Annotated in this window: 29 protein-coding genes; 13 read left to right on the forward strand and 16 right to left on the reverse strand. The window is 26.6% G+C overall.

What is annotated here, in order from left to right:
- Positions 1-18 precede the first annotated feature (18 nt).
- A complete protein-coding gene (locus D3Z07_RS01215) occupies positions 19-510 on the forward strand; it encodes a hypothetical protein (protein ID WP_076087260.1) in 492 nt (163 codons plus the stop codon).
- A 60-nt stretch (positions 511-570) separates the two neighbouring features.
- The gene (locus D3Z07_RS01220) at positions 571-2,130 is read left to right on the forward strand and encodes an FMN-binding glutamate synthase family protein (RefSeq protein WP_076087256.1); all 1,560 of its coding nucleotides are present in this window, start codon (positions 571-573) and stop codon (positions 2,128-2,130) included.
- Here the strand turns inward: D3Z07_RS01220 and D3Z07_RS01225 are convergent.
- The gene (locus D3Z07_RS01225) at positions 2,120-3,001 is read right to left on the reverse strand and encodes an RluA family pseudouridine synthase (RefSeq protein ID WP_076087254.1); all 882 of its coding nucleotides are present in this window, start codon (positions 2,999-3,001) and stop codon (positions 2,120-2,122) included. The two genes, D3Z07_RS01220 and D3Z07_RS01225, sit on opposite strands and share 11 nt — an antisense overlap.
- Positions 3,002-3,046: 45 nt before the next feature.
- On the opposite strand from D3Z07_RS01225, the gene D3Z07_RS01230 reads away from it, so the two are divergent.
- The 5 genes from D3Z07_RS01230 (at position 3,047) to D3Z07_RS01250 (ending at position 6,434) form a co-directional block, all read left to right on the forward strand.
- On the forward strand, positions 3,047-3,535 hold the full coding sequence (locus tag D3Z07_RS01230; protein ID WP_122892868.1) for a GreA/GreB family elongation factor: 489 nt from the start codon (positions 3,047-3,049) through the stop codon (positions 3,533-3,535).
- Positions 3,532-4,446, forward strand: coding sequence for a class I SAM-dependent methyltransferase (locus D3Z07_RS01235; RefSeq protein ID WP_122892869.1), 915 nt, complete (start codon positions 3,532-3,534; stop codon positions 4,444-4,446). The genes D3Z07_RS01230 and D3Z07_RS01235 overlap by 4 nt, the downstream gene beginning before the upstream one ends.
- Before the next feature lie 2 nt (positions 4,447-4,448).
- Positions 4,449-4,676 (forward strand): cysteine-rich CWC family protein, encoded by a 228-nt coding sequence (locus D3Z07_RS01240; RefSeq protein WP_076087248.1) that lies wholly within the window; start codon positions 4,449-4,451, stop codon positions 4,674-4,676.
- Positions 4,677-4,726: 50 nt separating this feature from the next.
- Positions 4,727-5,968 (forward strand): L-lactate MFS transporter, encoded by a 1,242-nt coding sequence (locus D3Z07_RS01245; RefSeq protein WP_076087246.1) that lies wholly within the window; start codon positions 4,727-4,729, stop codon positions 5,966-5,968.
- Positions 5,969-6,056: 88 nt separating this feature from the next.
- Entirely contained in the window at positions 6,057-6,434 is a 378-nt protein-coding gene (locus D3Z07_RS01250) for a group III truncated hemoglobin (RefSeq protein ID WP_122892870.1), read from the forward strand.
- On the opposite strand, the gene D3Z07_RS01255 is transcribed toward D3Z07_RS01250, so the two are convergent.
- Both D3Z07_RS01255 and D3Z07_RS01260 read right to left on the reverse strand, forming a co-directional pair.
- Positions 6,423-7,091 (reverse strand): VTT domain-containing protein, encoded by a 669-nt coding sequence (locus D3Z07_RS01255; RefSeq protein WP_076087242.1) that lies wholly within the window; start codon positions 7,089-7,091, stop codon positions 6,423-6,425. The two genes, D3Z07_RS01250 and D3Z07_RS01255, sit on opposite strands and share 12 nt — an antisense overlap.
- Positions 7,088-7,780, reverse strand: a complete 693-nt coding sequence (locus D3Z07_RS01260) for an SDR family NAD(P)-dependent oxidoreductase (protein WP_122892871.1) — start codon at positions 7,778-7,780, stop codon at positions 7,088-7,090. Before D3Z07_RS01260 ends, D3Z07_RS01255 begins: the two co-directional genes overlap by 4 nt.
- 57 nt (positions 7,781-7,837) lie before the next feature.
- Between D3Z07_RS01260 and D3Z07_RS01265 the strand changes: the two genes are divergently transcribed.
- Positions 7,838-9,043 (forward strand): hypothetical protein, encoded by a 1,206-nt coding sequence (locus D3Z07_RS01265; RefSeq protein ID WP_228200561.1) that lies wholly within the window; start codon positions 7,838-7,840, stop codon positions 9,041-9,043.
- 37 nt (positions 9,044-9,080) lie between these two features.
- On the opposite strand, the gene D3Z07_RS01270 is transcribed toward D3Z07_RS01265, so the two are convergent.
- Positions 9,081-11,009, reverse strand: coding sequence for a L,D-transpeptidase family protein (locus D3Z07_RS01270; RefSeq protein WP_122892872.1), 1,929 nt, complete (start codon positions 11,007-11,009; stop codon positions 9,081-9,083).
- 145 nt (positions 11,010-11,154) lie between these two features.
- Positions 11,155-11,811 (reverse strand): tRNA-uridine aminocarboxypropyltransferase, encoded by a 657-nt coding sequence (locus tag D3Z07_RS01275; protein WP_076087236.1) that lies wholly within the window; start codon positions 11,809-11,811, stop codon positions 11,155-11,157.
- Between the two features lie 108 nt (positions 11,812-11,919).
- Here D3Z07_RS01275 and D3Z07_RS01280 point away from each other — a divergent pair, with 108 nt between their 5' ends.
- From D3Z07_RS01280 to D3Z07_RS01290, 3 genes are all read left to right on the forward strand, one after another.
- Positions 11,920-12,510 carry a nicotinamide mononucleotide transporter gene (locus tag D3Z07_RS01280; RefSeq protein WP_122892873.1) on the forward strand — a complete coding sequence of 197 codons (591 nt, stop codon included), beginning with the start codon at positions 11,920-11,922 and terminating at the stop codon, positions 12,508-12,510.
- Positions 12,511-12,645: 135 nt separating this feature from the next.
- Entirely contained in the window at positions 12,646-13,281 is a 636-nt protein-coding gene (locus tag D3Z07_RS01285; RefSeq protein WP_122892874.1) for a hydrogenase-4 component G, read from the forward strand.
- A 54-nt stretch (positions 13,282-13,335) separates the two neighbouring features.
- Positions 13,336-14,442: an AI-2E family transporter gene (locus tag D3Z07_RS01290; protein WP_228144658.1), complete on the forward strand. Its 1,107-nt coding sequence runs from the start codon at positions 13,336-13,338 to the stop codon at positions 14,440-14,442.
- 6 nt (positions 14,443-14,448) lie between these two features.
- On the opposite strand, the gene D3Z07_RS01295 is transcribed toward D3Z07_RS01290, so the two are convergent.
- Complete coding sequence (locus D3Z07_RS01295; RefSeq protein WP_076087230.1) at positions 14,449-14,796, reverse strand: hypothetical protein; 348 nt, start codon at positions 14,794-14,796, stop codon at positions 14,449-14,451.
- 95 nt (positions 14,797-14,891) lie between these two features.
- Between D3Z07_RS01295 and D3Z07_RS01300 the strand changes: the two genes are divergently transcribed.
- Positions 14,892-15,371, forward strand: coding sequence for an ankyrin repeat domain-containing protein (locus tag D3Z07_RS01300; RefSeq protein WP_076087225.1), 480 nt, complete (start codon positions 14,892-14,894; stop codon positions 15,369-15,371).
- Positions 15,372-15,388: 17 nt separating this feature from the next.
- Here the strand turns inward: D3Z07_RS01300 and D3Z07_RS01305 are convergent, their stop codons facing one another.
- The 7 genes from D3Z07_RS01305 to D3Z07_RS01335 all read right to left on the reverse strand — a co-directional run bounded on the left by D3Z07_RS01305 (position 15,389) and on the right by D3Z07_RS01335 (position 21,668).
- Positions 15,389-15,910 carry a HugZ family pyridoxamine 5'-phosphate oxidase gene (locus D3Z07_RS01305; protein WP_228144657.1) on the reverse strand — a complete coding sequence of 174 codons (522 nt, stop codon included), beginning with the start codon at positions 15,908-15,910 and terminating at the stop codon, positions 15,389-15,391.
- Positions 15,895-18,288: a helicase HerA domain-containing protein gene (locus tag D3Z07_RS01310; protein WP_076087223.1), complete on the reverse strand. Its 2,394-nt coding sequence runs from the start codon at positions 18,286-18,288 to the stop codon at positions 15,895-15,897. Before D3Z07_RS01310 ends, D3Z07_RS01305 begins: the two co-directional genes overlap by 16 nt.
- Before the next feature lie 116 nt (positions 18,289-18,404).
- Entirely contained in the window at positions 18,405-18,728 is a 324-nt protein-coding gene (locus D3Z07_RS01315; RefSeq protein WP_076087221.1) for a YegP family protein, read from the reverse strand.
- Between the two features lie 63 nt (positions 18,729-18,791).
- Positions 18,792-19,322, reverse strand: coding sequence for a DUF937 domain-containing protein (locus D3Z07_RS01320; protein WP_076087219.1), 531 nt, complete (start codon positions 19,320-19,322; stop codon positions 18,792-18,794).
- A 12-nt stretch (positions 19,323-19,334) separates the two neighbouring features.
- Positions 19,335-19,751 (reverse strand): LysM peptidoglycan-binding domain-containing protein, encoded by a 417-nt coding sequence (locus D3Z07_RS01325; protein WP_122892875.1) that lies wholly within the window; start codon positions 19,749-19,751, stop codon positions 19,335-19,337.
- 123 nt (positions 19,752-19,874) lie between these two features.
- Positions 19,875-20,624, reverse strand: coding sequence for a carbonic anhydrase (locus D3Z07_RS01330; protein ID WP_083657213.1), 750 nt, complete (start codon positions 20,622-20,624; stop codon positions 19,875-19,877).
- Complete coding sequence (locus D3Z07_RS01335; RefSeq protein ID WP_076087215.1) at positions 20,625-21,668, reverse strand: CNNM domain-containing protein; 1,044 nt, start codon at positions 21,666-21,668, stop codon at positions 20,625-20,627.
- A gap of 184 nt (positions 21,669-21,852) precedes the next feature.
- On the opposite strand from D3Z07_RS01335, the gene D3Z07_RS01340 reads away from it, so the two are divergent.
- Complete coding sequence (locus tag D3Z07_RS01340) at positions 21,853-22,197, forward strand: hypothetical protein (RefSeq protein WP_076087213.1); 345 nt, start codon at positions 21,853-21,855, stop codon at positions 22,195-22,197.
- Between the two features lie 3 nt (positions 22,198-22,200).
- On the opposite strand, the gene D3Z07_RS01345 is transcribed toward D3Z07_RS01340, so the two are convergent.
- Genes D3Z07_RS01345 through uvrA form a run of 3 tightly spaced genes read right to left on the reverse strand, consistent with a single transcriptional unit; the run spans position 22,201 to position 26,776 of the window.
- Positions 22,201-23,565, reverse strand: a complete 1,365-nt coding sequence (locus D3Z07_RS01345) for a transporter substrate-binding domain-containing diguanylate cyclase (protein ID WP_076087211.1) — start codon at positions 23,563-23,565, stop codon at positions 22,201-22,203.
- A 53-nt stretch (positions 23,566-23,618) separates the two neighbouring features.
- Positions 23,619-23,963 carry a DUF309 domain-containing protein gene (locus tag D3Z07_RS01350; protein ID WP_122892876.1) on the reverse strand — a complete coding sequence of 115 codons (345 nt, stop codon included), beginning with the start codon at positions 23,961-23,963 and terminating at the stop codon, positions 23,619-23,621.
- Complete coding sequence (gene uvrA / locus D3Z07_RS01355; RefSeq protein ID WP_076087207.1) at positions 23,963-26,776, reverse strand: excinuclease ABC subunit UvrA; 2,814 nt, start codon at positions 26,774-26,776, stop codon at positions 23,963-23,965. Before uvrA ends, D3Z07_RS01350 begins: the two co-directional genes overlap by 1 nt.
- Between the last annotated feature and the right edge of the window lie 98 nt (positions 26,777-26,874).

Raw genomic sequence — 26,874 nt, forward strand, 5'->3', positions numbered from 1 at the left:
AATTATAAAAGGTAGCTTATGAAATTTTTATTAATATTATTTTTTATATTATTTTCTACATTATCTAGTAAGTCAATAGATAATAATAGCCTAAAGTTAAAAGAAAGTAAGAAAGTCTGGCTAAAATATAAAAAAGAATCTAATAATACTTACACATATTATGTAAATTTTGTATCATGGAGTGGTTTTGGCTATGAGACGCAAATAGAAGTTGAAAAAGGTATCTTTGTAAAAAGAAAGTTTTCTTTATGGAATAAAACTAAAGAAAAAACTTGGATAGAAGAAAAAGAAGAATTAGGAACTCATAAAGAAGGTGCTGCATTAAAATTAATTGATGATTTATATAATGAATGTAGTGATATTTTAGTAAATACCAATAAAAATACAAATAATATTTATTTAAAACTTGATGAAAATGGTTTATTAAAAAAATGTTTATTTGCTCCAAAAAACTGTTCTGATGATTGTAGTAACGGTGTTGAAATTAAAGAGATTAATTTCTCAAAATAGTTATGCTTTTAATCACATTCTCAATATAATAATTAAAATAAATCAAAACAAAGACAAAATATGAAAAAAAATACAAAAAAAGCTTTGATAATCTTAGCTGTAATACTTGGAGTTTGGCTAATTATTGAGGTTTCATTCTTATGGTTAATTATGATTATTTCAGGATTAATTGCTCTAGCAGTTTATGATATGAATCAAACAAAACACTCTTTATGGCGTAACTTTCCGATTGTAGGACGTTTAAGATGGGTTTTTGAAGAGTTAAGACCTCCAATTAGACAATATTTTATGGAATCTGATATTGATGGAGTTCCTTTTAATAGACAAGAAAGAAGTCTAGTTTATAGACGTTCTAAAAAGCTTGTTAGTACTATTCCTTTTGGTACAAAAGTAGATGTATATAAAGCTGGTTATGAATGGATAGGTCACTCTTTAAGTGCTGTAAAAGCAAAAGACTTAGACCATGATCCAAGAATTGTTATTGGTGATACTTTATGTTCGAAACCTTACAGTGCAAGTATTTTTAATGTATCTGCAATGAGTTTTGGAGCGCTTAGTTCAGCAGCTGTAAAATCACTTGGATATGGAGCTAAAATAGGTGGTTTTGCTTTAAACACAGGTGAGGGTGGAATTTCTAAGTATCATCTTGAATCAAATTGTGATTTAATTTGGCAAGTAGGAACTGGATATTTTGGTTGTAGAAATGAAGATGGTACTTTTAATCCTGAATTATTTAAAGAAAAATCAAATTATGAAAATGTAAAAATGGTTGAAATAAAACTATCACAAGGTGCAAAACCAGGTCATGGTGGAATTTTACCAGCAAATAAAAATACTCCTGAAATCGCAGAAGGAAGAGGTGTTAAACCACATACTCAAGTTGATTCACCACCAATACACTCTGCATTTACAAGTGCAGAAGAAATGATGAAATTTATTACTAAACTAAGAGACTTATCAGGTGGTAAACCAATAGGAATTAAGCTTTGTATTGGTAGGAAAGAAGAGTTTATCAATCTTTGTAAGGTAATGCATTTAACAGGTTTAAAACCTGATTTTATTACTATTGATGGTGGTGAAGGTGGAACTGGTGCTGCTCCTTTAGAGTATACTAACTCTGTTGGAATGCCTTTACGTGAAGCTTTAGTTTTTGTAGTTGATGCTTTAATTGGTTTTGATTTGAAAAAAGATATAAAAGTTATTGCTTCTGGTAAGGTTTTAAATGGAATGGATATTCTAAAGAAACTATCATTGGGTGCAGATTTATGTGCAAGTGCTAGAGGTATGATGTTTTCATTAGGTTGTATTCAAGCTTTAGATTGTCATAAAAACACATGTCCAACTGGTGTTGCTACTCAGAATAAAAGGTTAGGAAGTGCCTTAATTGTAGAGGATAAAAAACAAAGAGTCGCAAATTATCATAAAGGTACTATTGAAAGTTTTATTGAATTACTAGCATCTTCTGGACTTGATGATTTTGATAAATTAACAAGAAAACATGTATTTTATAGATTAGATGAAACAAAATATAAAAGATATGATGAATTATATAAACCTTTAACTCCAGGAGACCTTTTAAAAGCTCCTTATCCAAAAGATTTCAAAAGATTTATGAACTAAATTTTTGTTTTGAAACAAACTTATATTTAATATTTAAATATTCAAACTCTAAAGAATAGGCATGAAGAAGAAGTCTTTTATCTCCTGATAAAAGACTTCTCTCTTCTTGTGTAACTTCCTTTTTCAAAATTTTATCTGCAAAACTTTCATCAAGTCCATAAATAGGATCACCTATTATTCTATGTTTAATTGAGTTTAAATGTACTCTTATTTGATGTTGCCTTCCTGTTTTTGGATAAGCGTATACTAGTGTTTGATTTTTCTTTTTATTAAAAGAAATTGGCTCTATAATTGTACTTGAAGGTTTTCCTTTTTCATCAACTTTCATTTTTAATTTTATAATTCCTGTATCATTTGTAATAGGTGAATTTATTTCAATACTATTTTTTAACTCATTTTCTACTAATGCTTTATACGTTTTTTTATATTTTTTCTCTTCAAACATCTCTTTTAAAATCATTTCACTGTATTTATTTTTGGCAATTAATACAAGCCCTGATGTTTCTTTATCAATTCTATGAACTAGCGATGCATTATCATCAAAATGGTATTTGATTTCATCTAATAAAGTATATTCATTATTGATTGAACTAGGATGTACTAAAAGTCCTGATGGCTTATCAAAAATTGCAAAGTGTTCTGTTTGAAAAAGTGGATTTAAACCTTTTGTTATGGCTTCAAATACATTTACAAAAATAAATCCTGCTTTAACTATTTGTTTTTTTTGTAGTCTTTTATTATCTTGATTTAAAACTTTGCCTTTTGATAAAAGACTTTGGGATAGTTTTAAACAAAGGCCTGCGTCTTGTATTAAAAAATCATCAATTAATTTTTTTTCTTTTACTTCAAATTTTTTTAATACGTATGGCAAACTTAATCCTAATAATTGATTTTAAATATTATACTATAATATCAAATGGCAAAAGAATTAATTACAAGTTTTGGATATGACAAAATTTTAAAAGAGTTTAAACAATTATTAGAAGTAGAAAAACCTTATTGGGTAAAGGAAAAGCAAATAGCTGCACAACATGGAGATAGAAGTGAAAATGCAGAATATATTGCAGCTAAAGAGCAAATAAGAAACTTAGATAAAAGGCTTAGGTTTTTAAATAAAATTATAAATAATAGTGAAGTAGTTGATATTTCTAAAATCCCTCATATAAAAGTAAACTTTGGTTCAAAAGTTACAGTTTTTGATTTTATCTTAGATACTAAAAAAACTTATAAAATAGTTGGAACACATGAAACAAATCCTAATGAAAATAAAATATCAAATAAATCTCCATTAGGAAAAGTTTTAATAGCAAAAGAATTAAATGAAGAGTTTGAGTTTAGAATCAATGATAATATTTATGAATATGAAATATTAAAAATACAAGAATGTAAAGCAGAAGATTTATGAAGATAGAAGATTTAGAAAAAATAGTAGTAAAAAACTTAAAAAATACAAATGAAGAGTTTAAAAGAGTTTTTCATGGACGTGGAAATTTGTATGATGATTTTTCTTATCTTACAATTGATTCAATAGATAAAATTTTATTTGTTGTTTTATTTGAAGAAATTGATGGGGCAAAAGAAAAAGAATTACTTTTAAGTATTGAAAATATATTTGATACTTTAGCTCATGATACTTTAGTTTTACAAAGAAGATATTTAGATAAATCTCCTTGTGAAGTATTAAAAGGTGAGCTTAAAAAAGAAAACTTTGCAATATCAAATGCTATAAAACATAAGATAAATTTTTCTAATAAAAATATTGGATTTTTTCCTGATATGAAAGTAGGTCATGAGTATATTTTACAAAATTCTAAAGATAAAAATGTATTAAATCTTTTTTCATACACTTGCGCTTTTTCTTTATGTGCAAGTAAAGCAGGTGCTAAAAATATTGTAAATGTAGATATGCAAAAAAGTGTTTTAACAATAGGACGAGAAAACCATCATATAAATAATTTTAATACTTTAAATGTGCATTTTATGCCTTATAATATTTTAAAATCTTGGAATAGAATTAAAAAGCAAGGGCCTTATGACATTATTATAATCGACCCGCCTTCTTTTCAAAAAGGAAGTTTTGCAGCTAGTAGAGATTATGTAAAGATAATTAAAAAATTAGATACTTTAGCAAATGATAATTGTGTTGTTTTATCTGCACTTAATGCTCCAGAACTTGATACTAATTTTATAAAAAATATATTTGAAGAGTTTGCACCTAGTTTTAAATTTGAAAAAAGATTGGATAATTTGGAAACTTTTCCTTGTATCGATGATGAAAAAACTTTAAAAAATTTAATTTTTAAAAAAGAAATATAAAAATGAATTTCAAAGCAAAACTTTGTCCTTTTTGTAAAAAAGATAATAAATGTGGTGTTTTAAATGCTAGTTCTTGTTGGTGTATGAGTACAAAAATACCAGAAGAATTAAAAGAACTAATACCAAAAGAATCTAAAATGAAATCATGTATTTGTAAATCATGTGTTGAAGAGTTTATAAAAGATTCCACATCATTTAAAACTAAATATCATTTTTTAATAAAATCTTAAAACTTTTCGATACAATTCCTCTAATATTAAGAAAATAGGGGAGAATTATTTTGATTGAAAAAAATAGATGGCTAATGGCTTTATCTGCTGTTGGAGTTCATATTTGTATTGGTTCTGTGTATGCATGGAGTGTATATGTAAAACCAATTCAAGAACAAATGGATTGGACTTTAACTGATGTAACAATTGCATTTAGTATTGCAATATTCTTTTTAGGATTATCAGCTGCACTTATGGGAAAGTTTGTTGAGAAAAATGGTCCTAGAGTGTCTGCAATTATTGCAGCTTCATTATTTGGTTTAGGAACTATTGGTTCAGGACTTGCAATAATGATGGAATCTAAAATGCTTTTATACTTTTTTTATGGAGTATTAGGTGGCTGTGGATTAGGAATTGGTTATATTTCACCTGTTTCAACATTAGTTAAATGGTTTCCTGATAAAAGAGGAATGGCAACTGGACTTGCTATCATGGGATTTGGTTTCGCATCAGCAATTTGGGGTCCAACTATAAAAGTTCTAATAGGTTCAGTTGGAATTGCATGGACATTTATTATTTTAGGGTCTATTTATTTTGTAATAATGTTTGCTTCTGCTTTATATTTAGAAAAGCCAGAAGAGGGTTATTTACCAGAAAAATTCCAGAAAAAAATTAAAGAAGGTAAGAAAAAGTTAAAAGAAGATTTAGCCTTACTTGGTTTAAATGAAGCTGTTAAAACACCAAGATTCTATGGACTTTGGTTAATGTTATTTATAAATGTAACTTGTGGTATTGCAATTATTGGAGTAGCATCTCCTTTACTTCAAGAAGTTATAGGTATCTCAGCAATTGCTGCAGCTGCTGCAGTTGGTTTAATGGGAATATTCAATGGAGCTGGAAGAATTTTTTGGGCTTCATTATCTGATTATTTAACAAGACCTGTTGTTTATATTATCTTTTTTGCGACACAAGCAATTGCATTTTATATGTTGCCAACAGTTACTGAAATTGTAATATTCCAGTTTTTACTGTTTTTTATTATGTCTTGTTATGGTGGTGGTTTTGCTTCAATTCCAGCATATATTGGAGATATCTTTGGAACAAAAGAGTTAGGTGCAATTCATGGTTATATATTAACTGCATGGGCTGCTGCAGGACTTGTTGGTCCACTTATTATATCTATGGTAAAAGATTCAACTGGTTCATATTCTCAAACTTTATATGTATTTGCAGGCTTCTTTGTTGTTGCTTTAGTAATTTCAATTTTAATGCTTATAAATATAAAACAAATTCAAAAGAAAAAATCTAAATAAGATAAAAATAGTCTTGATTTAAGTCAATTAATTTCAAGACTATTTACTATATATTCCTAATTAAAATAAATACTATCAAGGGTTATTATTGTTAGATAATGAAATCACAAAAGAAAATTTAAATAAATTAGTAGTGACTTTTTATACAAGAGTTTTAAAAGATGAGAAGTTAGCTCCATATTTTATAGAAAAATTAGGAGATAATATGAAGTCAGATATTTGGCAAAAACATATTACTCTGCTTACAAATTTTTGGTATACAATTTCTCATGGAAGAGGTGAATATAATGGTTCACCTTTTGCTCCTCATATGCAAATATCAGGATTAGACAAAGAAGCTTTTGAAGCTTGGCTTAGACTATTTTTTTCATCTGTAGATAAAATTTTTGTAGAAGATATTGCAAATAAATTTAAAGAAAGAAGCTCAATTATAGCTTCAAACTTTATGAGAAACTTAGCTATCTAAGTTTCTTTGTCTCTTTTTATTAAACTTCATAAAAACCATCCAAGCAATCCAAAATAATAATGTAATTCCTAAAGCAGCATAAAGTGCTGGCATAGGATTGTCTAAATTACTAATAGAACCTGCATAAGTCATAACACATACATAAGGTATTGTTCCTATAAGCCAAGCTAATAGAAATCTTTTAAATGACATTTTACAAGTTCCTGCAAGACATGATGATATTTCAGGAAGCAAAGGAACTGCTCTTGATAAAACTATTACTAAAACTCCATGTTTATTAAATAAACCTGTCATCTCTTCTTTTTGTTCTTCATTTGAAGATAATTTATCTAAAACTTTTAAACCATATTTTTTAGATAAAAAATATCCTGTTAAAGATGCACTTAATAAGCCTAAGCTTGTGTAAAACACAGCTAATTCAAAACCTATAAAATATCCTGCAAGTATTATAATAGTCATAGTGGGAACTGCTATAAATAAATCAATAAATAGTAAAAGTATTATCAAAGAACCTAAAATATATGAAGGTTGTGATTTTAAATTTGCAAATATCTCTTTGATATCTTCAATACTTAAAACTCCAGTAAATTTTATAATAAGTAGCATTGAAGTAAAAATAGTAAATAAAATTAAAATTGTTTTTATTAGAAGTTTCATAGTACCTGCCTGATATCTATATAACTTCCTGATTCAAACTGATCAATTTTACTTATAAATTTATCAATCTTAATAGCAGTTTGCTCTGGAGTTTGTACTACTCCTTCATTTAATTTTTTTGCAGATGTAAATACCTCTTGATCTATTTCAAATCTTATATGATCAGACATTGGTGTTTTTATAACTCCAGGAGCTAAAGCTATAATTTTACTATTTTCATTTTCATGTGAGTATAGGTTTGCAAGCATATTAACTCCTGCTTTTGATAAGCTATATGAAGCCCAACCTTTATACCCCATTTTAGATGCACCTGATGAAATAAGAATTGAATTTTTTACATTTATTGTTTTTAAGATATCAAGTAGCTCTTTATTAGCATAAACATTTAAAGAGTAAACCTCATTTATTTCACTTATTGTTAATTCTTCTAGTATTTTTATATTACCTAACATTCCAGCATTTAAAAAAGCTGTTTCAATATTTTTTATATCTTTTATTGTGTTTTCTAAAGAGTTTTTAATTTCTGATATATTTGATAAATCAAAAGGAATATGAGTGAAGTTATTATTTAAAACTTCTGGTTTATTTCTACTAATTCCGTATACTTTATAATTTTTATCTAAATAGAAATTACTAAGAGCTAAACCTAATCCTGAACTACAACCTGTAATTAGAATGTTTTTTGACATTTATAGTTTCCTTATATTGTTAAATTATTATTTGTTGTATTGTATAGTAGATTAAACTTGATTAATATTTATTTAGCTATAATCATTTCACTTATAAATAAAGGAAAAAAGTATTTATTTACTTTAATAATTTTGCAACAATTTAATATTACAGAAAAAATAAAAAATTTAGATATAAACGATATTGAAGAGAATCTCTTTCATTACGGATATGATAGTAAAAGTTTAAAAGCATTATTTAGAAACAATATCTCAAAAGATGATCCTTCTTATATTTCAGCTTACAGTAGTTTTAGAGGTGAAGTGTATGAAAATGTTGTTTATGAACTATTGTTACAGTACGCATTTAGTGAAGAATTAATCACAAGATTTGTATTAAAAGGTCCATATCAAGATAAAGAGAACACTTTTATAAAAAGTGGTCTTTTGATTGATAGAAGTGCTCAAATTGTTTATAAATCAGCATATAAAGATATTAGTGAATTTGATGCACTATTTTTTACAAAAGATTCAGTATATTTTGTAGAAATGAGTACTTCAAAAAAAACTGCTAGTTTGAATAAAAGATTAGTGAAAAAATACGCACTTTTAAAAATGATTTTTCCAACTCTAACTATTAGAGCTTTGATAATTGTTACTAAAGGTTCAGTAGGACTTCGAAATTTCCCTGATTATGCAACTATTTGGGTGACAAAAGATTTAGATGATGATGAATTAATCAAAAGAATCATCTTTGCTAAGAAAACAAAGAAAAACAACACAACTTTAAGAGCACAAAAACATAAAAAATATATAGAAACATATAGAGTTAAATATAAAAAGTTTCAGTATTTTCCTACTTTAGAATGGATTTTAAATCAATGTCGCTCACATCCAAAATTTGTTGTTGATTTAAGATTTTTTTCATCTGCAAAACTAGGACTATTTTTTGATATTTATACAAAACTTTATATTGGTTATATTTCAACAGATGATTTTTTAGTTTTATATCCAGAGTTTAAATTAAAAGTTAGAACTAAAAGAGTTATTGTAACTATTGAAAAAGTTAATCAAACTGAACTTGATATTGTTTATTATGCAAAAGAAGAGAACGGAAAATTAAAAAGAATTAGACTACAAGATGAAATTTCTATTAAAGATAAAGAATTAGATGGTTTTACAAATGCTGAAGTTAGATTTTTTATGAAAGTTTTAAATGAAAAGCATGTTTTAGATGTTTCTAATATTGAACATATAAAGAATAATTTAACTCTTATAAAATAAATAAAAAGAGTTTAACTCTTTTTATTTACTTATGTTTTTACATATATTGATTTTTTTTGTATAAAAGCTTCTTTTGCATTCTATCATATCTATAAACATCATCTCTAAATTGTACGATATTGTTTTCATCAACCCAAGATGTTAAATACACCATGTGTACAGGTATTTTTTTCTTTAATCCAATTTGTTTTTTTTCAATATCTTCTAAAATACCACTTGCTTTAGTATAATCTAAATTGTCATCTTCTGATGCAATTACTTTTAATAGTTCTTTTGGCTCAGCTAATCTAATACATCCATGAGATAAAGCTCTTTTTGTGTAATTGAAATATCTTTTTGCTGGAGTATCATGTAAATAAACTGCATATTTATTAGGAAACATAAACTTCATTCTTCCTAATGGATTTTTATTACTTGGCATTTGAATAAATCTCATTGTAGGACCTTTTTCTGGTTCTACAGTCTCTTCAATTTGAACTTCTTCTCCATCTATAATTGAAGTAGTTAAATTTGTTGTAGCTACTCTATTCTCATCATATAAACTCCAATCAATTGAATTTAAGTCAAATTGAGTAGAGTTGTGGTCCCAATTTTCATAAAGGTTAATTCCTTTACCATTTAAGTATCCAGGGTTCTTTAATAATTTTGGAATAATCTCTCTTTTTACAATTCTTGGAGGAATTCTCCAGTAAGGATTTAAAACAACAAAAGACATTTTATTTGAGAAAATTGGCGTAGGGTTTTTTCTTGTTCCTACTACAACTTTCATTGCAAGTTTTACTTCATCATTTTCATACATTTTTAATTTATAATCAGGAATATTTACTAAAAGAAACTTTTCTCCAAGTGATCTTGGAAGCCATCTCATTCTCTCAAGGTTAAGTCTCATTTTAACAATTTTGCTTTCAACAGAAATATTTAAATACTTTCTAGTACTTGGTCCTACTATTCCATCTGCAGTTAAACCATGATTCTTTTGGAATGAAATAACAGCATCTTTTACATTTTTATCAAAAGATTCATAACAATTATTTTCAATTACAAGAGTATCTACTTGTGTAGTTGGAATTTCTTCTCTTTTGATTTGTGAAATATTTTCAGGTGTTATATCTTTTTGTAAATCACAATTATCAGTTTTAAGATCATTACTTTGTAATAATCTTTCTCTTAGTATACTCACAAGAGGAGATTTATCACCTTCTTCTAATCTTTTAAATTTTGGTAGTTTTACATATCCACCTGCTTGTGCGATTTTTTCAAATTCTTGTATTGTTTTTGATAACTCTTTTGCTTTTGGATAAGTGTAGTTAACTTCATTGAAAGCTAAATTTAAATCATTTTCCATAATGGCAGTTTTTAATAAACTTTTTGAGTTCTTATTTGCATTATGCTTTTCCCAATCAGCAAGAATTTCTTCTTTTCTATCAAGTTTTCTAAGCTCTCTTTTAAAACCTTTCCAGTTTATATAACCTTTTGATAAATAGTTCATATACTTATCATAAATACTTGTAAGCATGAAATCTATTTTTGCCATACTTTCAATATATTTGTCATTTTCTTTTTCTATTTTTGTTAATTCATTTAGGACTTTTCCTAAATTAAATGCTTTTTTCACATTAGGTTTTAACACTGGGTCATTTTTAATTGTTTCTAATAATGATAATGAAATATCTTTTATACCATTTTTATCACTCCAAATTAATTGATTCTCAAAATTCTTATAGTAAGCTCTAATTGATGAATTTGATAAGAACGAATTGGGTATTTTTCTTAAAGATAGTAGTTGTTTCACAGTTCTTTTACTATCTTGTATAAAGATTTCTTCTTCACTAGGCTTAATATTTTCTACTTCTTCAATTTTTTCAACTATTTTATTTTCTTCAATATTTGATGGTTTAATATCAGTTAAAGCAAACAATGAATTAGTTAAAAATAAAGCAGTAAATACAAACTTTAAATTGTACATATTTTATATCTCCAAACAAATTATAATTTTTGGCTTATTATAGTGAAAAATTGCAAAAATATCTTTAATAATTATAAAAAAGTTGTTAATTTACAACTTTTGTGTATAAATACGTAAAGAAACCATATTTTTAATAGTTTAATAACTATAAAATGTTCTTCTTTTTGAATCTTATAAACTTACCATCTACACTTGCACATGAAACTTGATATTCAACCATTTTTATAAAGGGTTGAAGAAAATTATCAAGTGAAGATTTATTAATGCATTCAATATTTTGATTATTAAGTTGTTCTAAAACACAAAGTGTTGATTCAATCGTTGATAAGCAATGTGGATTAGGTTGCGTTTTTATCATAAATTGCGAAGATTTATTGTGTACAAAACTTACTTTCTTTAAGGTACTTAAATTCTTACTTAATCTTAGTATTTTTTTTGAGCATGGCCATGTTGAATCAATAATAAAAATTAAGCTATTTTTTTTCTTACTTAATTTTTCTTCATTTAGTTTAATAGCATTTTCATCTGGATATAAAACAAAAGCTTCATAGTTTGTATCATTTATAAGTTCATTAATTCTGGTATTATTAGTAAAATCTATTCCTATATGTAACTCACAGTTTTCTATAGAATTATTTGTTAAATGGCCTGTTCCATTTTTAGTTTTTTTAAACTCTTTTGGGTGCATTAATATCACAAATTTAGTATTAGTTTTTAATGGTTTTATTGTATGCTCGCACATGCATGAGGTTTTTGGTCTGTAACATTTGTAGCATTTTTCTCTTGTATTAAATTCTTGCAAAGATGTCTTTCAAATTAATTTTTGAAATTATAGTGAAATACTTATTATATTCATTAAATTTTTTGATTAAATGATTATAATTGCATAAATTTATAAAAGTGAGAAATAATGATAATTTTAGAAGCTATTGGAGCAATCTTTTCTATAGTGGGTGCATATCTAATGTCTTTAAGTTCTAAAGATAATACAAGACCTTTATATTTTGGATTTATTAGTTTCTTTATTTCAAATCTTGCCTTACTTACTTTTTTTACTTTAAATGGAAAAATTCCTGTAATTATTCAAATGATTTTATTTTTTATTACAGCAATTATTGGAATATATAAATTAACAAAAAATAGAAAAAGAGATGTTAGTCTTATTTCTTTGATTTTATCTATTTATATTTCAATCCTAATATTTACTATAATTCCAAATATAGAAGATATCGATTTTAATGTATTAATAATTGACTTTATCGCAGCATCAATTGCAATTGTAGGAAGTTACTTATTATCTAGCCCTAATCATATAATGAGATCTTATGCATTTATTTGTTTCTTTGTTGCTGATGTAATTTTTGTATATATCGGATATGTTAATGCCTACTACTTTTTTATGATTCAATCTGCTTTTTATTTATTTACTAGTACTAAAGGCTATCATAATACTATGAAAAATGAAATTGATATATTCCTAAAAAGATATAGAAAAGATTAAAAAGTTGTAAAATATACTGATTAATTATAATTCATCTGTATCTTAACATCATTAAATTATTATTGATTAAACTTAATTTTTTTTAAGCTAATTTTAAGAATTGTAGTACTAAAATACAATAATGAAGGATAGTCTATGAATACTATAAATACAAATCAAACAAACCCATATTTAACTGCATTTAACGAGAATATAAATAAAGCTTATGACATTATTGATAATTCAGAAATTACTATTGAATCAAGTAGTGAAACTGAGAGTAAATTACATAATGCTGCTGTAAATGTTGCTATTTCAACACATAGTATTATGAACTACTTAAAAGTTAAAAGTACGGAAGCTTCACAGGGAAATACAAGTGCTCAGCAAATATTAACTAATTTAGTTAGTGGAAATGATGAGTATATGAGTTTCTTCGAAGGCGATACAACGCAAAGTGGTATGTCTTTAGAATCAATTGGTTATGAAGGAAAAGCATTTACTGAATTAACACAAGGCGAAGCTAAAGATTTAGTTTCAGATGGTGGATTTTTCGGTGTGGATGAAACATCACAAAGAGTTACATCTTTTGTAATTAATATGACAGGAGATAATATTGAAGCTCTTCAAGAAAGTAGAGTAGGTCTTGTTCAAGGTTTTGAAGAAGCTCAAAAACTATTTGGTGGAGAGTTGCCTGATATTTCTGTTCAAACGCAAGATAAAACTTTAGAAATAATTGATGCAAAAATTGCTGAGTTATTAAAAACTGATGCACAAAAAGAAGCAGAATAAGAAGTTTAAATAAACTATTTGTTATTATATTAAATAAATTAAAAAAGGTTAATCTTGGACCATTTAAATAAAAATATAGTAACAAAGAATTCTTCAACTGCAAAAATATATAATACTAATTTTGCAGCAGCTTTTTATTTCTTTGCCTTTTTATCTCTTGTTGTTTTTGCATTTTCAAGTTTAAGTAGCATTTTAACACCTATTGCAATTGCAATACTTATTTGGTTTCTAATAAATGCACTTGCTAATCAAATAAAAAGATTACCTTTTATGAACTCTAATTTTGGAGAATTTATTTCAATTCCTTTATCACTAATTATTATTGTAGTTTCAATGCTTCAAATTGGTAGTTTTATTGCTTCTAGTATGGTTGAGTTAAGTTCTACTATTGCACAACTTGACGATAAATTCTATAGTTTAATAGATAAGCTATCTGTTATGACAGGATATGACTTCTCAGATAAGTTTGAAAAGTTGTTTGAGCAGTTTAGTATTGCTTCTTTAATAAACAAAGTAATAGCAGCTTTTAGTTCAATCGTTAGCAATATTATGCAGATTTTATTATATGTACTATTTCTTTTATTAGATCAAAGATTTTTTAATGCAAAAATAAATGCACTTTTCCCTAATTATGAAAATAGAGCAAAGGCAAAAGATGTATTACACAGTGTTTCAAAAAGTATTAGAATGTATATTTCAATAACAACAATTATTAGTTTATGTACAGGTTTTTTAACATATTTAGTTTGTGATTCTTTATCTTTACAAGGTGCAGTTCTTTGGGGATTTTTAGCTTTTATCTTAAACTTTATTCCAACTATTGGAAGTATTATTGCTGTAATTATTCCAACAGCTTTTGCTTTAGTACAGTTTCCAGAACTTTCAGATGCTTTAATTGTTTTAATTTTATTAGCTTTAATTCAATTTATAATAGGAAATATAATTTATCCAAGATTAATGGGTAATAAATTAAATATTTCTCAATTTGTTGTAATTTTATCTTTAGTTATTTGGGGTGCTATGTGGGGAACTGTTGGAATGTTTTTATCTGTTCCACTTATGATGATATTACTTATTATTCTTTCACAATTTGAAAATACTAAAGGTATGGCTATATTAATTTCAGGAGATGGTAAAATCTATTCTAATAATAAAGATTAAGTCTCTTTATTCGCCATTTAAAACAGATAGAACAGTTGTTCTGCTTGTTTTAAGTTCCTTACATATCTTTGTAATATTTAGCTCACCATTCTCATTATAATACTCTTCATTATCAAGCATACTTAAAATTGTATCTTTTTTATCTAATAATTCTTGTGAGGTCTGTCTTGTTTCAAAAGTCAAATCTTCTTTTGTCATAGTTTTAAGAGCTTCTAAATCTCTTTTTATAGTAGGAATGGTTACTTTTAATTCTCTAGCTAATTCTTTTGGATCATCAATGCCATTTTGTAAGAATTGGTTTATTGCAATTCTTCTAGTTTTTATTTTGCGTCTTCTGTGGTAAGAAATTTTCATAGTATATTATATCAAGTTTAAAATAATAATTTATAAGATATTAAGTTTATATTATATATGATAACAATTATCAATATTATATAAAAGGAAAAAAGATGTCTGACAATTTTTTAATAAGAAATGGGATTTATCAAAATGATAATTTATTAAATAAGTTATCTGAAAACAGTGATATAAATAAAAGAGATAAAAAAGGTCGAAATGCACTTTTCTGGGCAATGCATAATAAGGATTATAAATTAATTAGCTTTTTAATAAAAAAAGGAATTGATACAAAAGTTATAGATGGTTTATCTGCAATGCATTACGCTATTTATAAAGATGATGTGAAGTTAATCAGATATTTAAAAACTGCTGGCTTAGACATTAATGAACTTGATATTATGGAATCAACACCATTGATTTATGCAGTACTTTATAACAAATTAAGAAGTATTAATTATTTAGTAAATAATGGAGCTGAAGTTCTTTATGAAGATAGTTTAGGAAATAGTGCTTTTTCTTTAGCAAAAGAGTTAAAAATACAATATTTAGTTGAAATGTTTGAAAATATTGCTTTAAATTCTAATAAATAGGCAGTATAAAATACTGTCTATTTACTTCCATGTCCATGACCACTTGAATTATTAGTACTTGGTCTATTTACAAACTGGCTAAAATCATCTCCACCTAAATTGTATGCTTTTCCAAAGCCAAAAACTGCTTCACCATAAAAAGGTGTAAATTCAAAAACATGAAAGTCTTGCATTCCTTTTAGCATATCAATCATTTTATCACCAAACTTTACTTTAAAAGCAGATAGTTTACTTTCTTCATTTTGAGAATCTTGTTCTATTTTTTTTACATTACATTGAACCATAGCTCTTTTTCTTGCAAAAATATTTGAACAAGTACTTTCATCTTCTGCAAAGAACAAGCTACAAATATCTTTTCTTTTTAAATTACTTGTATGCTTTGCCATATCAGAGATATATACATAGTATTTATCTTCTATTTTAATAAAAGGAGCATAAGATGAAAAAGGGTTTCCTTTCTCATCTAATGTACTTATATTCACACTTTTAAAATCTTTTAAAAACTCGTTTAAATCTTTTGTCATTATATTTCTTCCCATAAAATTTCTATTTTTGTATTGTATATATCTTTTCTTCGTAAATTTATATTAAACTCTTCAATCTCATAATTAGAGATTGAATATTCATTATTTATTTCTTCAATATTTAAGGCTAATGTTTCTTCTAATTCTTGAACTTCTGCACTTAAGTTTTGAATATCTTCTTCTACAAATTTCACATCAGAACGTTCTTTTAAAATAGCACTAGCACCTTTTGCACCTCGTGCAACTTTTCCTATATTTGTTTTACTTAATACTGATTTTCCAAAAAAAGCTCCAAGTATTGAACTTCCAATCGATATTAGAGTATTTGTAGTTTTTGCTGCAGCTTGGTCTTTTTCTTTTTCAAGTTTCACATAAAGTTTATCAAGTTTTTTTTCTAAAGAATCTTCCGTTTTTTCAAATCTCTTTTGTAGTTTTTCTACTTCTTCATCAATTTTTTCGTTTAATCTATCTTGAATTCTTATTTTAAAATCATTTAAAGATTCATCTTGTTTTGAAGTGATTTTTAGAGAACTGTTTTTAAATAATTTTAGCTTTTCATTTCTATAAATATAGTTATTAAATTGCTTTTGAATTGCTTTTATTTCTCTTTCATTTTGTAAAAAACTAGGAAGTTCATAAAAAATTGAGTTTGTTCTATTCTTTTCTTCAAAAGAGTCATTTTGAACTTCTTCTTTTTCATTAAAATCAATTTCATTTATATTTTTATCTAAATATATTTTACACTGTATTTCTTCTTTTTTATCAATTGCTTTTGATGTATTAACAAAGTTTATACTACTTGTACATAATAAATAAGGCTGTAATGAATATTCATCGCTTTGAGAAAAATAAGAGTATTTTTGCTCTATTGTATTTGGAAGGATTGGTTTTATATAATCAGCTGAATTACTTTTCACTTGAGCTTTTTGCTCAACCTTTTTTTCTTGCTTTGATGGAAGTACTTTTTCTTGTAACTTGTTTTTTAACTTTGATATTTTTTCACTCATTAGTTTTTTAATATCATCTTTTGAAATAGGACCTTTTAAATAAGATAGTACCCATCTTGTTTTAAATATTTTAATACCATTATCATTTATATTTTTCATAATAAATGTTCTTTTTTCTAAATTAGAAATAGTATCAAGTAACTCTTTTTTATCAACTTTTCCTTCACTTGCTGAACTTAAACCATCAATTACCTTATCTTTGTCTTGTTTTGTTTGAAGTCGTCCTATAAACCAAGTTCCAATATTTGATAGCCCTTTATAATCAATATCAACAGGGTTTTGTGTTGAAAGTATTACCCCAACACCAAATGACCTTGCTTGTTTTAAAAGTGTAAGCATTGGTTGTTTTGATGGAGGATTTTTAGAAGGTGGAAAATATCCAAAAATCTCATCCATATAAAGTAGGGCTTTAAGTGATGAAGTTCCTTCTTGTCTTCTCATCCATGAAACCATTTGATTTAGTAATAGTGATACAAAAAACATTCTTTGTGCATCATCTAAGTGAGATATTGAAAAAATAGATACCTTTGCTTTTCCATTTTCATCATATAATAAATTTGAAATATCTAAAGGCTCTCCTTCAATCCAGTTTTTAAATGAAGGATTTGCAATAATCGTATTTAATTTAAGTGCTAATTTTAATCTATCATCTTGGCCAAAAAATGTTTCTAAATCAAATATTCCAACTTTAGAAAAAGGTGGAGTTACTATTAATGTAATTAATTCTTCTAAAGTTAAATCTTTACTTTTTGTATAAGCATTCATAAAAATAGAGCTAAGTAAAATATTCTCTTTCGAAGAAGAATCATTTTTTATATCTACAAGTGATAAAAGTGATGATACAGTTGAATTTACAAGAGAAGTAAGCAAATCATGATCTTCAAGTATTTCTTTTCCTGGAGCTTTAAAAGAAGATAAAATTGATATTGGAATTCCAGCAGTGCTTCCTGGAGTATATATTGAAAAATCAGCTGAGTTTTTTAGTTTTGCAATTCGCTCTTTACTTTGAAAATCACCTGTAATTCCTTTTTCCCACATAGAAGCAGTATTTTGAGCTTGTTGGTCGATACTAACGCCATTATTAATAGCATCTTGCTCTTCAATCCAAGGTTTAAAATCTTCACCTTTTAAATTGGGAAATGTTAATAGTAAATTCCCCATATCTCCTTTTGGATCTATTATAATTGAAGGTATATTATCAATAGCAGCTTCTTCAAGTAAAGATATTCCTAGTCCTGTTTTTCCACTTCCTGTCATTCCAATAATTGCAGCATGAGTTCTTAAGTCTTTATTTTTATATACAAGAGGAACTGTAGTTTCATCATCTATTTTTTCTTTACCAATATAAAAAAGTTTTAATTTTTCATAATCTATTGTGCTACTCATAATAGGCCTTTATAATATTTCTAAGTGTATTTTGCAGATATTATAGCAAAAAAAAAGTGAATGCCTAAAGGAGACATTCACTTGATCTTTGAATAATTAATTTCTTTTTTTAATTGTTATTCAGTAACTTCTGCATTAGCTGAATCTGCTTTTAGTTCTGTAATTGCAGCTGATCTTTCATCTTCACTTGCAAATAAAGCACTTGTTCCAACAACTTGACCATTTGTAGATTTAATATTAAAGAAAAACTTACCATTTGTAGATTCTTTAAATTCGTATCTTGCATCTTCTTGACAGTTTTTCTTAACTGATTCAATACCATTTTTAGCACTTGCTTTTTGAGCATAGTTTTCACTTTTTACAATTGTTTTACCTTCAGCATTTACAAAAATAAATGAGAAAGGTTCTTTTGCTTCACTTTTTCTTAAGTTAATAGTCATATTGTTTTCCTTAAAATTTTAATTAGATACATTCTAGTTAAAAATAATTTAAAAATTTCTTATTTAAAAGAACTTTTTAGCCATTCCCATTAAATCATCTACTACAGAACCATCATTGTCTTGGTCAATAAAGTTTGTAAGCATTGATGTAATATCGTTTGTGTTAGATGTATCAGTAGAGCTTAAATTAGTTTTTTGGTTTAAAGCTCCCATTACAAGTGGCGCTAACATTGGTAAAAGTGAAGCAATTGATGAAGAATCAACTCCACTTTTTGCACTTAACTCATTTGCAACATCACCTTCATTTGTATTAAGTGAAGAGAATAGTTCTCCTAACATATTACTATTATCAGAACTATCAATAGCTTCTGGATTATTTTTTAATGAATCTAAATCAGTATTAGAAATCATATCAATTAAATTTGAAGAATCATTTGTACTTGCTAAGTTTTGTTTTGCACCATCAACTAACTGTGGTGCTACTTGAGAAACGATATCTTGAATTGAATTTGTATCAATTCCTGTTTTTGCAGAAATTGCACCTAATATATTTTCATCTAAACCATTTTTTAATATTGTGTCTAAAATATTCATTTTAAGCCTTTATTATATTTTTGGGATTCTAATCATTTGACCAGGGTAGATCAAGTTCATATTTTTAATAACTTCTTTATTTGCTTCAAAAATTGCATTATAATGGTTTGAACTTCCATAGAATTGTTTTGATATTTTTGATAAGTTATCACCTGACTTAATTTCATAATATTGGTCTTCAGGATTAGCACCTTCAAAAGTTACTTCTTTAATTCCTTTGATATTTCCAGCAATTAAAGCAGCTTTTGCTTTTGAATTGGCATCTGCATCTCCTGATAATACAATTGTATCACCATCTATTTTAACAGCAAGTCCATCAATTGGCATTGTTGAACTGTTTTCTTCAATTTCTTTTTTGATATTTTCTTCATCATTTCCTAATCCAAGTAATTTTTTACCTGCATCAATTGCGAAAGATAGTAAACTCATATATTCTCCTGTTTTAATTTATAATTAAAAAGATTATAACATAAAAATAGTAAGATAATTGTGTATTAAGTTCTTTTTTGAAGGAATATATACAGATTAAATCTGTATATATTTTTGTTTTTGTTAGTCTAAGATTAATCTAGAATTAATATCTTGAATAGGTCTATTATTTGTAGGCATAACAGCATCAAAGTCAGCTAATTGACTTTTTGAAATAGAAACTGTATCTTTTAATATAAACCATTTAACACCTTCTGTACAAGGAGGAGTTGTTAATGAACCACTAAATCTATAGTAATCTTTAATTTCTGGTAATAAGTCATATCCTAATATTTCTGATTTAAGAGTATTTTTATCATCTTTATTCTCAGGTAAATTTCTTAATAATTTATTTATAACCATATTATCAGCACCAACTTCAAACATAACACCTACAACTGCAAGATTTCCAGCGCTATTTGAATGAACTAAATGTCCTTCCATTGGAAATGATTTTCCATTGATTTGATTTTCACTTGGTGTATGAAAATGTATTTGTTTTAAATAGTATTTTTCATTATCAATATTTAATGAACTTGAACCTGAAAAACTAACTTTAACCGAATGACCATTATTTTCAAATGTACTAGCTTTTGCATTACCTTCAAATGTTAAAGGATTTAATACAGCATCAATAGTATTTGTAATATTGATTGGAGATTGATTTAATCCATCTTCACACATTCTATATTTATCATCAAGATTTGCCCACTCTTTTGGTCCTAAGTCTTCATTATATCCCCAAGGAGCACCTTTTGTTTCTTCTTCTCCACTTAACATAAGTGCAACTACAAATACAATAAAAATACTAATAATCGTGTTTTTTAAACTCATTTAAATTCCTCTTTCTTTTTCTTTTCTTTTTGCTTTCATTTTATTTAAAGCAAGTCTTCTCATATCTGCTGTTGTATCTGATTCATCCATGATTTCTAAACCAAGTAATGTTTCAATACAATCTTCAAGTGTAACAATACCTTCTGTTTGATCATAAGAATCATAAACTATAAACATATGTTCTTTTTTCTGAATAAACATATTAAGAGCTTTTGATACAGGTATATTCTCATTTAAGGGAATTACATCTTTCATAATAGAACCAACAGAAACACTTTGATCTATTAGCGCTTGCTTAAATAACTGCTTTGTTAAAACAATCCCAATTATATTATCAATTGTTCCTTCAAAAACTGGAACTCTAGAAAACTTGAAAGTTCTCTTATCTTCAATAACATCCTTAATAGGTGTATTTTTATCAATTGCATACATTACAGATCTTGGAGTTAATATCTCTCTTACTTTCATATTATTTAAAGTAAGTGTATTTTCGATAATATCAGATTCTAAATCTCCAATAACACCTTCTTCTTCACTTAATAAAGTAGAGTGAATTAATTCTTCTCTCGAAATTGTGTCACTATTATCTGATCCAATTTTTCTTGTTACAAATTGCGTAATTATAATAATTGGATATGTAATAAATATAAATATATTAATGATTCTTGCTGCAAGTGGTGCTAATTGTTTCCAGTAAACTGCTCCAATTGTTTTTGGAATAATTTCTGCAAAAAATAAAATCATAAATGTCAAGATAATTGAAACCACCATTACTAGTGTTTTATCACCTTCAAACACATTTTGCGCTTGAACTCCAATAGCAGTAGCACCTAAAGTGTTTGCGATTGTATTTAATATTAAAATTGAAGCAATTGATACATCAATATCAGTTTTTAATTTTTTTAGTAATTGTCCTGCGCCTTGATCATTCTTTTCAAGTACAGATATATAAGATAGATTTGTAGAAAGTAAAATTGATTCTAGAACAGAACATAAAAAAGATACTCCAATAACTGCAACAAATAGTAAGATTAAAATTTCCATTTATTCTCACTTTTAATTAATATACACCTCGGGGAATTATATTCCAATAAGGACTCCTTCATTTTTTGAAAATTGATGGCTAATAATATCAAAAAAAACTTAATAATATAATTTTTTTGACAAAATATTTAAAAATAATGTATAATATGCTATATAAATGATTAATTAGAAAAAGGAGCTTAGTATGGAATACGGTTTAGTAGCAAATATCGATCAGTTTAGTGATAACAAACTTCTACAAGCACAACAAGTACAAGCAATTAATACTAGTTCACAATTAAATCAAGATGCAAAATTAAAAGAAATTCAAAAAGAAGAATTTATAGCTAGCGATTCAGTTGCAAATGTTGAAAAAACAACAAGTGAATCAATAAAACAAAATTATGAAGTAGTAATTACAAATACAAATTTTGGATTTAATGACTCTTCAAAAGACTTTTTTGTTAAAGCTACAAGAGGAAGTGCTGAGAATCAATATCCTACTGAAGATATGATGAAATTAAAAACTTATTTAATGAGTTTAAATTAATTACTATAAGCTTGAAGCAGTCACTACTTGGTTTCTTCCTTGCTGTTTAGCTTTATAAAGAGCATCATCTGCTTTTGCTAAAATATTTTTAATATCTAAATTTTTACTAGCTTCACTAACCCCAAAAGATGCAGTAATTTTTCTAATTTTGAAATCATGATCTTCGATTGCTTTTTTTAGTCTACTTGCAATTATATAAGCTTCTTTTTCACTTGTATTTTTACAGATTATTAAAAATTCTTCTCCACCCCATCTTCCAATTTCATCATTTTGATTTAAACTATTTTTTAAAAGGTTTGAGATTTCAACTAAAACTTTGTCTCCTTCTAAATGTCCATGAATATCATTTATTTCTTTAAAATGGTCAATATCTAAAAGTATTAATGAAAACTTTTTATTTTTAACTTCATTTAAAAGTTCATCAATCTTTCTTCTATTATAAAGTTGTGTTAATCTGTCTGTAATAGAAAGTTTTTTCAATTCTTCATTATATTTCTTTAAATCTTTTTGTTTAAAGGCATAGAATAAACCTATTAGAACAATTAAAACAAGTATTTGGAATAAATATTCATAACCTACAAAGGTTTTATCAAATTTTACTGTTAACCACTGTCTTATAATATTTTTTTTGTCTTCTGGTGTTATTAGTGCAATATGTTTATTTATTATTGATTGTAATTCTTTGTAATCTTTTCTAATCATAAAAGATACATGAACATCATATTCACTTGTTCCTGATATTTTAAGATTGTAATATCCATTAACAGAAATTAAATGTGCAATTGTTGGAAGAATATCAACTGCAGCTTCTACTTTTCCTGCACTTAATAATTCAAGGGCTTCTTGAGTATTTTTAACTAATACAAAATCAATTTTAGGATAATGTTCTTTTAATATATTATGAGCACTGTAATTTTCTCCTACTGCTACTTTCTTACCTTCTAAAAATGAAGCATTAGGAATAAATCTTTTATCAAATAATGTAGCAAAAGCAATTGGAAAAGAAATATATGAGTTAGTGAAATTTGCATATTTTAGTTTGTTTCTGTCAAAAGAGGTTCCAATTGTAATATCAGCCTCTTTATTTTTAATAGATTCTAAAACATGATTCCAATTCTTAGCTGTTACTGTTTCAGATTTAATACCTGCTCTTTGTTTTATGATATTCCAAAAATCAATAGCAATTCCTGCTAATTGATTTTCATCATTATACATATTTATAGGTGCCCAAGTATTAGAGGTGATTACTTTTATTTCAGTATTACGTAAGAAAGCTTCTTCTTTAGGTGTTAATTTTATGTAGTCAAAGGCTTCATTTGCTATTGAAACATTTATTAAAAGTAGAAAAAATAATATTAATTTATTCATTTAAATTTTGCCTTTTTTATATTCAAATATATTATAGCACATTTCATATTATTTTAATTATTAACAAGTTTATTTTTTTCAATTAATAATTCTTTTGCAAAATAAAATCTATCTTTATTATCTAAATCTACTTCATCAAGTAAGGGCACGTACTTATAAAATACAGGCCAAACTTTTTCATATCCAGCAGGTCTTTTTTTCTCAAAATATAAGGCTAAAGCAGTAGCTCCGTTAATAAGACCTTTTAAAACTAAAGCCTTTTTCTTTTCACCTTGCTTCTTATATAAATTCCAGTCATCTTCTAATAACTCATGTGCTTCCACGAAAAAATTATTTTCTACTGCAAAAATAAATCTATCAATTGCTAAATTTTGTGTAAATTTTGTTTTATCATACATTATTGATTTATCTCTTTATTTAAATAATAACCAGTATGTGAACCTGATTTTTTATGATTTGCTGCTAATTGTTCAGGTGTTCCCTCATCAACTAATAAACCACCTTTATTTCCACCCTCAGGACCCATATCAATAACCCAATCAGAGTTTTTAACAACATCTAAATTATGCTCAATTACAAGTACAGAGTTTCCTAAATCAACTAAATGATGTAAAACTTTTGTAAGTCTATCAACATCTGCAAAATGAAGTCCAGTTGTAGGTTCATCTAAAATATATAAAGTATTTCCTGTATCTTTTTTACTTAACTCTTTACTTAGTTTAATTCTTTGTGCTTCCCCACCTGAAAGTGTAATAGCATTTTGACCAAGAGTAATATATCCAAGTCCTACATCACTTAATGTTTGAAGTTTTGCATGTATCTTTGGAATTTTAACAAAGAATTCTACTGCTTCATCAACGCTCATATTTAATACATCAGAAATACTTTTTCCTTTGTATAAAATCTCTAATGTTTGTGCATTATATCTTTGCCCCTGACAATCATCACATTTAACCATAATATCTGGTAAGAAGTGCATTTCAATTTTGATTTCACCTTCACCTTGACATTTTTCACAACGTCCGCCTTTTACATTAAAAGAGAAACGTCCTATTTTATAACCTCTTATTTCTGCTTCTTTTGTTTTAGAAAATAAAAGTCTTAATTCATCCATTAATCCTGTATATGTTGCTGGATTTGATCGAGGAGTTCTTCCTATTGGACTTTGATCTAGATAGATTACTTTATCAAGTTTTTCTAAACCTGCAATTTCTACACCATCAACTTTTTTAACTTTTCTGGCATGATTTAAAAGTTCTTTTGCAACTGGTAAAAGAGTTTGTAATATAAGTGAAGATTTTCCACTTCCTGAAACACCCGTAATTGCACAAAGGTTCTTTAATGGAATTCGTACATCTAAGTCTTTGATATTATTAATACTTACATTTTTTATTTCAATAAACTCTTCTTGAGGACGATTGTGAACATAATCGATTTTCTTTTCACCTGTTAAATATTTTGCAGTTAATGTTTTTGCTTTGTACATTTTATCAAGCGTTCCATCAAAAACAATTTCTCCTCCATATTTTCCAGCTTTTGGACCAATATCAACAATATAATCTGCTGCTTCAATTGTTTCCTTATCATGCTCAACTACAATTACAGTATTACCTTTTTCCTGCAGTGCTCGTAAAGTTTTAATAAGTTTACTTGTATCTCTTTCATGTAAACCAATTGAAGGTTCATCAAGAACATACATAACACCTGTAAGTCCAGAACCTATTTGAGAAGCAACTCTAATTCTTTGTGCTTCTCCTCCTGAAATAGTTCTAGCATCACGTCCTAATGTAATATATCCTAGTCCTACATCATATAAAAAATAAACTCTCTCTTTTACTTCTTTTAAAATTGGTTTTGCAATTAATTGCCCTTGTTCTGAAAGATATTTGAAGTTTTTTTCATCTTGGAAAAAAGAGTGTGCATCTTCAATTGGAACATTTAAAATATCACCAATAGTTTTATTTGCTACAAATACACTTTGAGAAGAGGGTTTTAATCTATTTCCATTACAATCAGAGCAGGCTTTTTCAGTCATATACTCAGCCATCTCTTTTTCATCTTTTATCATGTCATAGGCAATTTTTACAACACCTTCCCATTTTCTTTTTAGTGAATGTTTTTTCCATACAAATTTAGCTTCTTCAATTCCACCATGAAGTATTGCTTTTCTTTGATGTTCTGGTAATTCTTTAAAGGGGATTGTAGTATCAATATCTGCTGCTTGACAAAAAGCAGTAAGCATTTTAAAGTAAAAACCTTTGTTAAAGCCGTATATTACTCTTACAGCTCCTTCTTCAATTGGCAATTCTTCATTAATTACTTTTTTCATATCAAGAGCATATCTAATACCTAAACCATCACATGATGAACATGCACCTTTTGGTGAATTAAATGAAAATGATAATGGCTCTAGTGGTTCAAAAGAGATTTTACAATCAAAACAAGCCATATGCTCAGAGTAATGAATATGTTTTTCAACTCCAACATCTTCATGATTTAAAATTTCAATTTCTAATTCTCCAAAACTTTCTTTTAAACCTTTTTCAACATCTTGTGCAATTCTTTCTTTGTTTTCTTCTTTTACAACAACTCTGTCAATTACTACTTTGATTGTATGCATTTTTGATTTACCAAGTTCTATTTCTTCATCAAGTCTAACCATAACTCCATCAATCATAGCTCTCACATAACCTTTACCTCTCAAAGATTCAAGTAAATCAACAAAAGTACCTTTTTTTCTATTAATTAATGGTGCTAATATTACAATTTTTGAGTTTTCAGGAAGTGTTAAAACTTGAGAAATTACATCAGAAGCACTCATTTGCGAAATTGGTTCCCCACATTTATGACAATGTTGTTTTCCAATTCTTGCATATAATAATCTTAGGTAATCATAAACTTCTGTAATTGTTCCAACAGTTGAACGCGGGTTTTTAGATGTTGTTTTTTGATCAATTGCAATAGCAGGTGTTAAACCTTCAATTCTTTCAACATCAGGTTTTCCAACCTTGTCTAAGAACTGTCTTGCATAAGCAGATAGTGATTCTATGTATCTTCTTTGACCTTCTGCGTATAAAGTATCAAAAGCAAGAGTTGATTTACCAGATCCTGATAATCCTGTAAATACAATAAGTTTATTTTTTGGTATTTCTAAATTAATATTTTTTAAGTTATTTTCTTTTGCATTAAATATTTTAATAGTATCTGTCATAATTATATAGCCTTTAAATTTTTGAAGCTCATATTATAATATAGTGTTTGCTAATTGTTTATTAAAAATATTAAAAATATCAAAGGATAATTAATTTC

The sequence above is a fragment of the Arcobacter peruensis genome (genome assembly GCF_003711085.1).
In the GTDB taxonomy this organism is placed as follows: Bacteria; Campylobacterota; Campylobacteria; order Campylobacterales; family Arcobacteraceae; genus Poseidonibacter; species Poseidonibacter parvus.